This window comes from Novilysobacter erysipheiresistens, assembly GCF_036663935.1.
Classification (GTDB): Bacteria; Pseudomonadota; Gammaproteobacteria; order Xanthomonadales; family Xanthomonadaceae; genus Novilysobacter; species Novilysobacter erysipheiresistens.
In genome coordinates, this window is the sequence record NZ_JAXGFP010000003.1 from 397871 (window position 1) to 410207 (window position 12337).

At 70.2% G+C, this 12337-nt stretch carries 15 protein-coding genes; 6 read left to right on the top strand and 9 right to left on the bottom strand.

Translation table 11 applies throughout. The features are described 5' to 3' along the window. Window positions 1–99 precede the first annotated feature (99 nt). The 3 genes from SNE34_RS07870 to SNE34_RS07880 all read left to right on the top strand — a co-directional run bounded on the left by SNE34_RS07870 (window position 100) and on the right by SNE34_RS07880 (window position 2796). Entirely contained in the window at window positions 100–822 is a 723-nt protein-coding gene (locus SNE34_RS07870; protein WP_332616339.1) for a glutamine amidotransferase, read from the top strand. Window positions 823–928: 106 nt separating this feature from the next. Continuing rightward, a complete protein-coding gene (locus SNE34_RS07875) occupies window positions 929–1768 on the top strand; it encodes a BPSS1780 family membrane protein (protein WP_332616341.1) in 840 nt (279 codons plus the stop codon). A gap of 113 nt (window positions 1769–1881) precedes the next feature. Then, window positions 1882–2796, top strand: coding sequence for a hypothetical protein (locus SNE34_RS07880; RefSeq protein WP_332616342.1), 915 nt, complete (start codon window positions 1882–1884; stop codon window positions 2794–2796). Between the two features lie 83 nt (window positions 2797–2879). On the opposite strand, the gene SNE34_RS07885 is transcribed toward SNE34_RS07880, so the two are convergent. The 5 genes from SNE34_RS07885 to SNE34_RS07905 all read right to left on the bottom strand — a co-directional run bounded on the left by SNE34_RS07885 (window position 2880) and on the right by SNE34_RS07905 (window position 6354). Then, complete coding sequence (locus tag SNE34_RS07885) at window positions 2880–3620, bottom strand: RDD family protein (protein WP_332616344.1); 741 nt, start codon at window positions 3618–3620, stop codon at window positions 2880–2882. Window positions 3621–3622: 2 nt separating this feature from the next. Continuing rightward, entirely contained in the window at window positions 3623–4423 is an 801-nt protein-coding gene (gene tatC / locus SNE34_RS07890) for a twin-arginine translocase subunit TatC (protein WP_332616346.1), read from the bottom strand. Next, entirely contained in the window at window positions 4420–5052 is a 633-nt protein-coding gene (tatB, locus tag SNE34_RS07895) for a Sec-independent protein translocase protein TatB (protein WP_332616348.1), read from the bottom strand. The genes tatC and tatB overlap by 4 nt, the downstream gene beginning before the upstream one ends. Window positions 5053–5079: 27 nt before the next feature. Further along, window positions 5080–5349: a Sec-independent protein translocase subunit TatA gene (gene tatA / locus SNE34_RS07900; protein ID WP_332616350.1), complete on the bottom strand. Its 270-nt coding sequence runs from the start codon at window positions 5347–5349 to the stop codon at window positions 5080–5082. A gap of 120 nt (window positions 5350–5469) precedes the next feature. Continuing rightward, window positions 5470–6354 carry a lipid-binding SYLF domain-containing protein gene (locus SNE34_RS07905; protein WP_332616351.1) on the bottom strand — a complete coding sequence of 295 codons (885 nt, stop codon included), beginning with the start codon at window positions 6352–6354 and terminating at the stop codon, window positions 5470–5472. A 223-nt stretch (window positions 6355–6577) separates the two neighbouring features. Here SNE34_RS07905 and hemH point away from each other — a divergent pair, with 223 nt between their 5' ends. Both hemH and SNE34_RS07915 read left to right on the top strand, forming a co-directional pair. Continuing rightward, window positions 6578–7549: a ferrochelatase gene (gene hemH, locus SNE34_RS07910; RefSeq protein WP_332616353.1), complete on the top strand. Its 972-nt coding sequence runs from the start codon at window positions 6578–6580 to the stop codon at window positions 7547–7549. Then, window positions 7540–8448, top strand: coding sequence for an alpha/beta fold hydrolase (locus tag SNE34_RS07915; RefSeq protein WP_332616355.1), 909 nt, complete (start codon window positions 7540–7542; stop codon window positions 8446–8448). Before hemH ends, SNE34_RS07915 begins: the two co-directional genes overlap by 10 nt. An 18-nt stretch (window positions 8449–8466) precedes the next feature. On the opposite strand, the gene SNE34_RS07920 is transcribed toward SNE34_RS07915, so the two are convergent. From SNE34_RS07920 to ttcA, 4 genes are all read right to left on the bottom strand, one after another. Next, the gene (locus SNE34_RS07920; RefSeq protein ID WP_332616357.1) at window positions 8467–8994 is read right to left on the bottom strand and encodes a hypothetical protein; all 528 of its coding nucleotides are present in this window, start codon (window positions 8992–8994) and stop codon (window positions 8467–8469) included. 83 nt (window positions 8995–9077) lie between these two features. Beyond that, complete coding sequence (locus SNE34_RS07925) at window positions 9078–9971, bottom strand: M48 family metallopeptidase (protein ID WP_332616359.1); 894 nt, start codon at window positions 9969–9971, stop codon at window positions 9078–9080. 155 nt (window positions 9972–10126) lie between these two features. Next, the gene (locus SNE34_RS07930) at window positions 10127–11029 is read right to left on the bottom strand and encodes a recombination-associated protein RdgC (RefSeq protein ID WP_332616361.1); all 903 of its coding nucleotides are present in this window, start codon (window positions 11027–11029) and stop codon (window positions 10127–10129) included. 63 nt (window positions 11030–11092) lie between these two features. Continuing rightward, window positions 11093–11953 (bottom strand): tRNA 2-thiocytidine(32) synthetase TtcA, encoded by an 861-nt coding sequence (gene ttcA / locus SNE34_RS07935; RefSeq protein ID WP_332616362.1) that lies wholly within the window; start codon window positions 11951–11953, stop codon window positions 11093–11095. A gap of 91 nt (window positions 11954–12044) precedes the next feature. Between ttcA and SNE34_RS07940 the strand changes: the two genes are divergently transcribed. Then, the gene (locus SNE34_RS07940) at window positions 12045–12263 is read left to right on the top strand and encodes a YdcH family protein (protein WP_332616364.1); all 219 of its coding nucleotides are present in this window, start codon (window positions 12045–12047) and stop codon (window positions 12261–12263) included. Window positions 12264–12337: the final 74 nt, after the last annotated feature.

The window sequence follows — 12337 nt, forward strand, 5'->3', positions numbered from 1 at the left end:
AAGGGCCGTGGTGCAAAGCGGGCTAGTATACGGCGGCCGGCCATTCAGCCCCGCGCGGGCGGGCCGGGAGCGCCAGACCACAACCCTTTCCGAGACCCGATGAACGCTCCTTTCTTGATCCTCGAAACCGGCAAGCCGGTCGCGCCGATGCGTCGCCATGGCGACTTTGCCCACTGGATCCGGGTCGCCGCGGGACTGTCGCGCGACGAGGCGGTGGTGGTCGATGTCGAAGGCGGCGAGCCGCTACCCAATCGCGAGGGCTTTGCCGGCGTGATCGTCAGCGGTTCGGCGGCGATGGTCACGCAGCGGCTGGACTGGAGCGAGGCGGCCGCGGCGTGGCTGCGCGACGCCGCCCATGCGGGGCTGCCCCTGTTCGGGATCTGCTACGGCCACCAGCTGCTGGCGCATGCGCTCGGCGGCGAGGTCGGCGACAACCCGCGCGGGCGCGAGATGGGCACGCTCGGGATCGAGTTGCTGCCGGCGGCGACCGGTGACGGCCTGTTCGAGGCGATCCCGGCGCGCTTCGACGCCCAGCTGAGCCACCTGCAGAGCGTGTTGCGCCTGCCCGACGGCGCGGTCGCGCTGGCGCGCTCGGCCGGTGACGACTGCCAGGCATTCCGCTGGGGCGAGTGCGCCTGGGGCGTGCAGTTCCACCCCGAATTCAGCGTCACCCACATGCGCGGCTACATCCGTGCGCGCAAGGTCGCGTTGCAGCGCGAGGGTCTCGACCCGCAGGCGCTGCTGGCCGCGGTCGGCGCCGCGCCCGAGGCGCGCCGGGTGCTGCGCCGCTTCGTCCACTGGTCGCGCGAGCACGCCGCATGACGCCCGGCGCATCGCCTCGATCGCGGCGACTTGCTAAGTTGCAGGTTCGGCGCGCGGTCGCGCCGGTCTCCCGTTTGCAGGTTTCCGTTTCAACCAGGGGTAGCTGATGAACGAGATTCGCAAGGTGCCGTTCGGTGCAGGCGCGGAATGGCTGCTCGGTGGCTTCGCCCTGTTGCGCAAGGCGCCTCTGGCGCTGGGCCTGCTCGGCATGATCTGGGGCGGCCTGTCGGCACTGGCCTCGGTCAGTGGCCAGCTGTGGTTGAGCTTCCTGCTGGCGCTGGCCGGGCCGATCCTGTTCGGCGGCATCGTCTACGCCGCGCGCGAGGTCGACCAAGGCCGCGCCGCATCGCCCAATCACCTATTGCAGGGCCTGCGCGACGGCAAGGCGTTGCGGCTGTTGGCGATGCTGCTGCCGCAGATCGCCGCGTTGTTGCTGATGGGCGTGCTGATGCTGCTGATCGTCGGCCCCGAGCAGTTGCAGCACGTCAACCAGGTACTGCTACAGATGCAGACCAATCCCGATCCGCAACTGATGGAGTCGCTGCCGACCGGGCGACTGCTGCTGTGGCTCCTGGCGGTGATGGTGGTCGGCGTGGTCACCGGTTTCTTCACCTTTGCCGCGATCCCGGAAGTGATGTTCACCGGGCGCGGCGCGTTCGCGGCCATGGCGCTGAGCTTCCGCGCCTGCCTGCGCAACCTCGGCGCGCTGCTGGTGATGGTGGTGCTGATGCTGATCGCGGTGTTCGCATTGAGCCTGGCGTTGCAGCTGCTGGGTGCCTTGCTGGCGTTCGCGATCGGGGCGCAGGCGTCGATGTTCGTGGTGCAACTGCTGCTGATGGCGGTGCTGCTGCCGGTGATGGGCGGCGCGGTGTACCTGGCGTGGCGGCAGATGCTCGGCGACGCCCAGGCGACGGTCACCAGCACGCCGCACGGTTTCGAGGCCTGAGGCCGACGAGGTAATTCGCCCTCGGGGGAGGGCAGGGCCGCGCGGGGCTTTCGCGCGGCATCACGACGCCGGTGCGGCCGGCATTCATGGAACGACAACCAAGGGGAAAGGGAATGGCAACACGTGCAGTGAATGCGATGGCCGGCTTCGACTGGCTCAAGCGCGGCATCAACTTGGGGCGCAACAATCCGAAGGCGATCTTCGGCGGCGCGGCACTGCTGCTGGTGGCAGCGCTCGGGGTAGTGATCGCCGCGGGCGTGGTGATGGGGGTGGCATTCGCGGTACTGGGCAACAGCCCGGTCGGGATCGCGATCGGCGTGCTGGTCCTGCTACTGCCGGTGCTGGCGCTGATGGGGGTGTTGATGGTCGGCTACCTGCGGCTGATCGACGCAGTCGAGAGCGGGCGTCCGGCGCGCGCCTTCGATGTGTTCGGCGGCTTCGGCGACATCGGCACGTCGTTGCGGGCGATCGGTCTGCTGCTGCTGGCGGCGATCATCAAGAACCTGCTACTGATCGGGTTGCTGTCGGTATTCGCCGGCGGCTTCGTCGGCTGGTATGCGCAGATGTTGCGGGGCTCGATGGCCGGCGCCGACCCTGCGGCGGCGATGGCCCAGATGCCCTCCGGGATCGGTCTGGCCTACCTTGTGATGGGCTTGGTCGGGACGGTGTTCTTCGGTGTGCAGGCGGTCGGGCTGGGCCAGGTCGTGTTGCGCGGCCGCGACGCGTTGCCAGCGCTGGGCGAGGGTTTCGCCGCTGCCTTCAGGAACCTGCTGCCGCTGCTGATGCTGCTGCTGGCCTACATCGTGCTGATCATCGTGGCCGTGATCGTGGCGGTCGTGCTGGTGCTGCTGGTCGGCCTGCTGGCCAAGCTGGCCGGCGCTTGGCTGGCCGTGGTGATCGGGGTGCCGCTGTACCTGGCGTTCCTGCTGGCGATGGTGGTGGTGATGTTCGGGGTGATGTACCACTGCTGGCGCGACATCTGCGGCGACGACACCGCCGAGGTGCCGGCGGATGCATTGACCGCCTGAACCCTTGGTTGCCGAGGTCTTGGCGGGACGGCCGGTGACGGCCGCCCCGTTTGCCTTCGAGACCCGGTCGCGCAGACGCCGCGCTAGCCGGGCCAGAACAACGCGCGTTCGAGCGCGGCCTGCATCACCGTACCGGCCGCCTGCGCCAGCCATGCGCTGGCGACGAGGCCGGCAATTGCCAGCAACACCAGCCAAGCGCGGGCCCAGCGCGGCAGGCCGGTGCGCGCCGCCCGCACCCGGGTGTCGCTGCAGCGATCGTGCAGGGCCAGGTGTTCGGGGGCCGCGGTCGCCATCAAGTGGCCGAGATTGAGCGTCGCCCACGACAGCGCGCCGGCGGAATAGCGCGCCAACGCGCGCCCGGTGCCGAGTCGCCGGCCACGGCGATCGGCGGCATGCAGGCCGAGCAGGCGCTTGCCGGGGCTGGCCTGCCACGGCGAGCATTCGCCGGCAACGTGGTAGATCGCGCCGAGCAGGGCGCACGCGAGCAGCGCCGGCCACACCATCGCCCATGTGGCCGAACGGATCGCGGCGGTCGCCTGGTGGAGGGCCGGATCGTGCAGCAGCGTGATTGCCAGCCGCGGCAACGATGCGCCGTCGATGATCGCCGCTCCCATCGTCTGCCCGGTGTGCTGCAGCAGCGCCCTGACCTGGTCGAGCCATGCCTGCGCGGGTGCCGCGATCCATGGCCATGCCAGCCAGCCGGCGAAAGGCGCGACCAGTGCCGCATCCAGCGACCATGCCGCCGCGCGCTGCCAGAACCCGGCCGGGCCTGCGTTGGTGAATGATGCGGTCGCCGCGGGCGCCGACGGCGCAGGTACGGCCACCCTCAGTCCTGCGAAGGCGTGTCCGCGCCGCGCGGCGACAGCCAGCCGGCGGCGAGAATGCCGACCTCGTACAACAGGCACATCGGGATCGCCAGCATCAGCTGCGAGACCACGTCGGGCGGGGTGATCACCGCGGCGACGATGAAGATACCGACCACCGCGTAGCCGCGCGATTCACGCAGTTGCTGCGGGGTGACCCAGCCGAGCAGGGTCGCGATCACCAGCGCGACCGGCAACTCGAAGCTGGCGCCGAACGCCAGGAAGATCACCAGCACGAAGCTCAGGTAGGCGCTGATGTCGGTCATCATCGCCACGCCCTCGGGCGCCATCTTGGTCAGGAAGCCGAACACCGACGGCAGCACCAGGTAGAACGCGAACGCGCAGCCGATGTAGAACAGCGACACCGCCGAGGCCAGCAGCGGCAGCGCCAGCCGCTTCTCGCGCTGGTAGAGGCCCGGCGCGACGAACGCCCAGGCCTGGTACAGCAGCCACGGCATGGTGATCATCAGCGCGGCGAAGAACGCCAGTTTGATCGGCGCGAAAAACGGGCTGGCCACCTCGATCGCGATCAGCTGGCCGCCGGCCGGCAGCTTGCTCAGCAGTGGCTCGGCGAGCCAGGCGTAAAGGTCATTGGCGAACGGCAGCAGTAGCAGCAGCACCAGCACCAGCCCGGCGACCGCGCGCAGCACCCGCGAGCGCAGCTCCAGCAGGTGGTGGATCAGTCGCGGTTCTTCGTTGCCCGGGGCGATATCGTCGCGGGGGTCGACATCGGACGCGTCGGTGCGGTGGTCGGTGTCGGTCATGGTCGCGACGGTCGGCTTGGGCGGTCCGGCGTGGGCGGGTCGGCCGGGTCGGTGGTCGGATCGTCCGGCTCCGGGTCGCGCTTTGTCGGGCCGGGCGTGCCGGGCTCGCGTCGGGGCGGTTCGCCGGGGTGCGGCTCTCGCCGTTCGGGTGCGTCCGGGCCGGGCGCTTCGGGACCGGGCTCGTTGGGACCAGGCTCCGTGGGACCGGGCTCCGTGGGACCGGGCTCTTCAGCGCCGGCTTCGCCGGGCTCCACCGCGGGCTCGTCGTCCGGCTCCATCATCGCTTTCAGCTCGGGGTCGGAGGCCGAACCCATTTCCGTCTCTTCGTGGTCGGAATCGGAATCGCTGCGCTCGGGATCCAGCTGGAAGTCGGCGCGCACGCTGTCGCCGCTTTCCTTCAGCCGCTTGCGAACGTCGTCCAGCTCGTCGCGGGTCGCGCGCAGGCTCTTGGCGAGCTCCTCGTCGGCGAGCTCGTTCTCGAACTCCGACTTGACGGACTGCCACTGCGAACGCGCGCGCCGGATCCACAGGCCGGCGAAGCGCGCGGCCTTGGGCAGGCGCTCGGGGCCGAGCACGACCAGGGCCACGATCGCGACCATGAAGAGCTCGGAAAAGCCGAGATCAAACATGCCGGTGCCGACGCAGGCGGGCGCGCGTCAGCGCGGGGTGTGTTCGTCGTCGCGGCGCGCGGCGTCGACCCGGTCGTCGACCCGGCTGTCATCGGCGCGGGTGCTGTCGGCGCGGGTGTCGTCACCCAGGCGCGCGGCCGGCTTGTCCTTGTCGCCGTCCTTGTCGCCGACGCCCTGCTTGAAGCCCTTGATGGCTTCCCCGACGTCCTTGCCGACATTCTTCAGGCGCTTGGTGCCGAACACCAGCAGCACGATCACCAGCACGATCAGCCAGTGCCAGATGCTAAAACTGCCCATCGGTTTGCTCGTTGAAAGAAGGGGGAGCGGCAGGATACCGCAAGCTATGTTGCCGCCGCGGCACGTCCCGCCGCCGCGTTCAGCTGGCTACCCCCTGCGGTCAATTCCCGGGGGTCAACGTTACGGGGTGGGCGGCAGCGGTTCAGTCCGGACCGCCGGCTGCGTCGAATAGGGACTGTCGACCGGCTCGAACGGCTGCGGCTGCACCGCCTGCGGCTGCGGCGTGGCCGGCGGATAGGTCGCCGCAGGGGCCGCCACCGGCACGGCCGGGACCGCCGTCGCGACCGGCTGCGGGGCGCCGTTGTCGCCACGGGCCAGGCGGGCGGCGGCGGAGGCCTCTTCCAACTGGTCGCGGAAGGCGACCACCGCGTTCGACGGCCGCTGCGGGGCGCGGCCCTCGAAGATCATCCGCGGGGTCGTGCCCTGGCCGTAAACCGCCTGGTTGGCCGCGTCGTCGATGCTCAGCACCGCGCCGTCGAGGGCAACGCCGGCAAACAGCCCGCGCGCGCGCGACCACGACCAGATCTCCGCCTTGAGCCGGCCGTCGGTGGCCAGCGCAGTGCTTCGGCCGATCGGTCCGGCCGCGATCGCGGCGTCGGCGCCGAGGGTGATCTTGCCGTTGACGATCGAGTCCAATCCGCGCTGGCTGGTGAATACCATCACCACGTCGGCCGACTGCACCCCGGCCTGGAAGCCGATGCTGCCGCCGGTCAATTTGACGAACGCCGGACTCGACCAGGTGCCCTCGGGGGTCTTGACCGAGACCAGCCCATGGCCGCGGCGGCCGCCGATCACCAGGCCGATCTTGAGGGTATCGGGCACGACCACGATCGCCTTGGCCTCGTCGAACAGGATGTCGGGGATCGCCGACTCCGGGATCGCCTGGATCTCGTTGAGCACGCGCAGCGCGTTGCGGGCGCGCTCGTCCTCGGCGACGTCGGCGAGCGCCGGGACGGCCAGCCCGAGGGCGAGCAGGAAAACAGCGAGGCGCGGCAGGATGGGCATGGCGGAGGACTCCAGGAAAAATCAAAAACGGCAAGCGTTAGCGGGTATCGGAATGATAGGCGCGGCGAAATGCGTCGTGCAGTTCGGACCGCGACCCGCTGCGCGAAGTTCAAGCTAATCGCGCGCGGATGAATCGCGCGACAACCACAGCGGCAATGGCGACGGGTGGTTTCGGCGAGGCTGGCCGCGCGACCCGGCCGCGCGCAGCTGTCATCCTATGTCGATGATCGACGCTTCCACTGCCAAGCCTGACACCGCCGTGGTGCTGGTGAACCTGGGCACGCCCGAGTCCGCCACCGCCGCCGCCGTGCGCCGCTACCTGATCGAATTCCTGTCCGACCGCCGGGTGGTGTCGCTGCCGCCATGGCTGTGGCAACCGTTGCTGCGCGGAGTGATCCTGCCGCGGCGTGCGACGCCGGTGGCGCGCAAGTACGCCAGCATCTGGATGGCCGATGGCTCGCCGCTGGCGGTATACACCCGGCGCCTGGCCGAGGCCGCCGGGCGCGAACTGCCGGGCCTGCGGGTGGTCGAGGCGATGCGTTACGGCGAGCCCGCCCTGGCCGCGGTATTGCAACGCCTGCGCGCCGAAGGCGTGCGCCGCGCGCTGGTGCTGCCGCTTTACCCTCAGTACTCGACCTCGACCACCGCCTCGGTCGCCGACGTGCTGGCGCGCAGCCCGGAACTGCCGACCCGGCTGGTCGAGGACTACCACCGCGACCCCGGCTGGGTGGCCGCGATCGCGCAGTCGATCCGCGACCACCGCGCCGCCAACGGCGTCGGCGAGCACCTGCTGTTCTCGTTCCACGGACTGCCGCAGCGGCTGGTCGATGCCGGCGATCCGTACCAGCGGCAGTGCGAGGCCGGCGCCGCCGCGATCGCCGTCGCGCTGGGCCTGGACGACGGTCAGTGGAGCCTGAGCTACCAGTCGCGCTTCGGCGCCGAGCGCTGGCTGGCACCGGCGACCGACGCCAGTCTCGACGCGCTGGCCGCGCGCGGCGTGCGACGGGTCGACGTGATCGCCCCCGGGTTCGCGGTCGACTGCCTGGAGACGCTGGAGGAAGTCGCGATGATGCTGGCCGAGCGCTTTGCCGAGCGCGGTGGCGAACTGCGCTACATCCCCTGCCTCAACGACGCGCCGGCGCATGCACGCGCGCTGGCGGCGATCGCGCGACGGGCGCTGGACCAATGGCGGTGACGGCAACCGCGCGACCGCCGGCGCCGCTGCGCGATTTCGTCGTTGACACCGATTTTGGCCGCCTCGCCGGCCTGCGCAGCGATGCGGCCGGCGCGCCCAGGGTGCTGGCATTGCACGGCTGGCTCGACAACGCCGCCAGCTTCGTGCCGTTGCAGCCGCACCTGCGCGGGATCGAGCTGGTCGCGGCCGACCTCAGCGGCCACGGCGCCAGCGCGCACCTGCCGCTGGCGGCGGGCTACACCGTGGTCAACGCCGCGCGGGCGATGTTCGGGCTCGCCGACGCGCTGGGCTGGCAGCGGTTCTCCCTGCTCGGTCACTCGCTCGGTGCGGCGGTTGCAAGCGTGATGGCCGCGGCCGCGCCGCAGCGGATCGAACGGCTGCTGGCGATCGAGGCCCTCGGCGCACTGGCCGAGGACGAGGCGAACACCGCCCTGCGGTTGCAACGCGCGTTCTGCGAAACCCGTTCCGCGCGCAAGCCGCTGCGGGTGTTCCCGGACATCGCCAGCGCGGTGCGCGCGCGAGTCCAGGCCGGCGGTATCGACGAGGCGGTCGCGCGCCTGCTGGTCGAACGCGGGCTGGCGCCGGTGCAACAGGACGGGGGTGAAAGCGGTTTCGCCTGGCGCAGCGATCCGCGCCTGACCCGCGACACCGCCGTGCGCCTGTCCGAGCCGCAGGTGCGCGACTTGCTGCGGGGAATCGAGTGCCCGACCCGAGTGATCTACGCCGAGCCGGCGCAAACCTACTTTCCGGAACCGCTGCGCCAGGCGCGCTTCGACTGTTTGCGCCATGGCGAGTTGGTGGTGCTCGATGGCGGCCACCACCTGCACATGGAGCAACCGGCGGCGGTGGCGGCGGCGATCGGTGACTTCTTCACCGCTAGCGCAGGCCCGCCGCGCTAGCGCGTTGCCGTTCGGCGGCTACTGCATCGACGACTGCAACTGCAGGTTCAGCATCACCCCGCCGTCTTCCTCGTTGGCGACCAGCATCATCCGGGCCTGGCGCTTGTCCTTTTCGAAGCCGAGCATCCGGTGCGAGTCGCGCTGCATCGCCATCACCTGCTTCCAGCCGTTGCGCTGCATCGCCGCGCTGGCCTCGTCGAACACCGACGCCAGCGTGCCCGGCGTGCCGATGCCGATCACGTCGGCGCCGTCGAGCTCCATCACGCTGAGCACGCGGTGGTCGTCGGGCAGGTAGATGTCGTCGGGAAAGTCGTCCGGCAGCGCGAGGTCGCCGCCGGCGGTCATCGTCATCGAGCCGTCGTCGGTGCTGATCGTGTTGGTGTCGCCATCACGTTCGACGCTCGCGCGCTCGCCGGTGGCGGCGCGGATCGCGGCTTCGCTGGCGGCCTCCTCGGCGGAGTTGCCGCAGCCCGTGAACGTGAGCAACGCGAGCAACAGGGGCGCAAGCGGGAACAGCGACATCGGGCGGCGGGAACGGGCAGTCATTGCGGAAATCGTCATCGCGGGTTTCGGCTTCAAGGGCGGCGACCGGTACCTGCATCAACGCCGGCTTCGGCTGACACAGGCCATCAACTGGCGGACGTGTCGAGCAGGGCACGCAGGGTCGCCTTCAGGCGCCGGCCCTCGGCGCGGAACCAGTCGCGTTCGTCGCGCCACTGCGGGCAGCGCGCCTCGACCTCGGTCCAGAACCGGCGCGAGTGGTCGGCGTGGATCAGGTGGCACAGCTCGTGCACCAGCACGTATTCGAATGCCGACGGCGGCGCCAGCACCAGCGACAGGTCGAGCGCGACGCTGCCGTCTGGCGCCAGCGAGCCCCATTGCGAGCTCATCGACTTGAAGCGGAACCGTCGCGGTGGCCGCGGCAGACCGGGCAGGTAGCGTGGCAGCCAGCGACCGATGTCGGCGCGCGCCTGGGCCTCGTAGAAGTCGCGCAGGGCGCGGGCGATCGCGGTGGCGCCGGCACGCTCGGGCAGGGTGAAGACGAGGCCGGCATCGTCGCCGTCGCGGTCGTAACCGCGACCGATATTGGAGGCATTGGCACCGTTGGCGTTGTCGCGGCAGCCGTCGTCAGCGTCACCGCCGGCCACGGCTTCACGCTGCAACCGGCAGAAGCGTCCGGCCTGCCAGCGCAACGGCACGTCGACGCCGCGCAGCGGCAGGCGGTCGGACTTGAACGGTTGCAACCGCGGCATCCCGTCGAGCGCGTGCCGCACGATCTGCGCCGCCAGCCACTCGCGATGCTCGATCGCGAAGCGCTCGCCGGCGACCCGGCTTGCACGCGTCGGCAGGGTCAGCCGCGCGCCGCGCTCGTCGACCGACAGCTTGATCCGCCGCGCGCGCGGATCACGCACGCGCTGGATGTCGACCGTGCGGCCGTCCGACAGCGCCAGTGCGAACGTGTCGCGCTCGACACGCTTGATCACGCGCGGCGTCGGCAGCAGCAGGCGGAACGGGTTGGGCATGGGTGGATGGTGGCCGATCCGGAGCCGTCTTGTCTCGCGTGCAGTGGCACGCGCCCGCCGGTTGTAGGAGCGGCTTCAGCCGCGATCTGGAATCGTCCGCTCGTGCCGACTTCCGATCGCGGCTGAAGCCGCTCCTACAAAAGGTGCAGGTCGGGTCAGTCCGCCTTGCTCAGCTTCAACGCCGATTCCAGCACCGCGAACAGCCGCTTGACCTCGGCGCTCATCAGCACGAAGCGCGCGTCCATCTCGGCGCGGGCGTCGTCGGCGTTGTTGTTGTCGAGCTGGTCGACCGCGCCGTCGAGCAGCTTGAACTTGCGCACCACCAGGTCCTCGCCGAGCACGAAGCTGACGTGGTCGTCCAGGCTCAGCGCCAGCCGGGTGACCTGCTTGCCGGTCTCCAGGTGGCGGGCGATCTCGTCGCTGTGCAGGTCCATGCGCTGGACCTTGACCACCGCGCCCTGGTCGACCGGATCGCGCAGCTCGCACTCGTCGCCAATAGACAGACCGTCCGGCAACGGTTCGCCGGCGACCCAGCCGGTCAGGATCGAGCGCGGCGCGACCTCGGCGTTCAGCGGCAGCGCCGGGAAGCTGCCGAGCGCGCGACGCACCTCGCTGCAGACGTTCTCGGCCGACTTGCGGCTGGAACTGTCGATCACCGCGATGCCGTGTTCCAGGTCGAGCAGCGCGTCGGTGCGGCTGGGCTTGATGAACGCGCGCGGCAGCAGGTCGGTAACCAGCTCGTCCTTGATCCGCTTGCGGGTGCGGCCGCCGGGCTTGCGGCCTTCCTTCTGCTCGATCTCCTCGAGCTTGCGCGCCAGCATGTCGTTGACCACCGCGCCCGGCAGCAGCCGGTCCTCGCCGCCGACGGTCAGCCAGATCGCGTCGCCCTGGCGTGCGGCCAGCACCTCGCTGTCGCGTCCGAACGGCGACACGAAGCCGCGCGAGGACAGCTCCAGCGGACCGACCGGCTTGAGCTGGCAGTCGTTCAGACCGGTGTCGAGATCGTCGAGCTTGGTGGAGGAAGGGAAGCGGAAGAAGGTCAGGTTGCGGAAGAACATGCGATGTCCAAGTCGGGCCGCCGCGCGGGTGGCGCGGCGACGGGTGAGGTCGGGAGAGGGGTTTCAGGCGATGTCGCGCGGCGACAGGCCGAGGAAATCGAACAGCTTCGGGTCGCTCAGCTGCGATGGCCGGATGTCGCCGAGGGCGCGGGCGATGGTCTCGATCCGCCCGGGGGTTTCGTGCTCCCACTGCGCCATCATCCGCTGCACCTGCTTGCGCTGCAGGTTCTCCTGCGAGCCGCACAGGTTGCACGGGATGATCGGGAAGTCCTTGAGTTCGGCGTAGCGGCCGATGTCGGCCTCGGCGGCGTAGGCCAGCGGCCGGATCACCACGTGCCTGCCGTCATCGGACAGCAGTTTCGGCGGCATCGCCGACAGCTTGGCGTGGAAGAACAGGTTGAGGAAGAACGTCGCCACGAGGTCGTCGCGGTGGTGGCCAAGCGCGATCTTGGTATAGCCATGCTCGGCGGCGAAGCTGTACAGCGCGCCGCGCCGCAGCCGCGAGCACAGCGAGCACATCGTCTTGCCCTCGGGCACCACCCGGCTCACCACCGAATAGGTGTCCTGCTCGAGGATCCGGTAGTCGACACCGATCGATGCCAGATATTCGGGCAACACGTGCTCGGGGAAATCCGGCTGCTTCTGGTCGAGGTTGACCGCGGTGATCGAGAACGACACCGGCGCCTTCTTCTGCAGCTGGAGCAACACGTCGAGCATCGTGTAGCTGTCCTTGCCGCCGGACAGGCAGACCATGACCCGATCGCCGTCCTCGATCATGCCGAAGTCGGCGATCGCCTGGCCGACCTGGTGGCGCAGGCGCTTGCCGAGGCGCTCCAGCTCGCCGCCGCGCGGCGGCGGATCGGCCAGCGGCAACGGCGCGGACGCGGCAAAGGCGGGGGTTGGCAGGGGCAGGATGGTGTTCATCTGACCGACCATTCTAGCGGCCGCCACCGCCATCGCCGTGTCGGCGATCGCACCCGGCCGATCCGCGCGCCGCCGCGCTAAGCTGGACGCCATGAGCGAGACCGACGAGCCCACCGCCATCACCCGCCGCCTGGAGGAACTGCGGCTGGAGCACCGCGACCTCGACGCCGCGATCGATCGCCTGGTGTCGCTCGGCAACCTCGAGGCGCACGACGACCTCGCCCTGAAGCGGCTGAAGAAACGCAAGCTGTGGCTGAAGGACTGCATCGCCCGGCTGCAGAGCGCGCTGATCCCCGACGAACCGGCGTAAGGCGCCTCTCCCGGCGCGCGGCGAAGCCCGTGTAGGAGCGGCTTCAGCCGCGATCGGAAAGCGGCGCGGGCGAA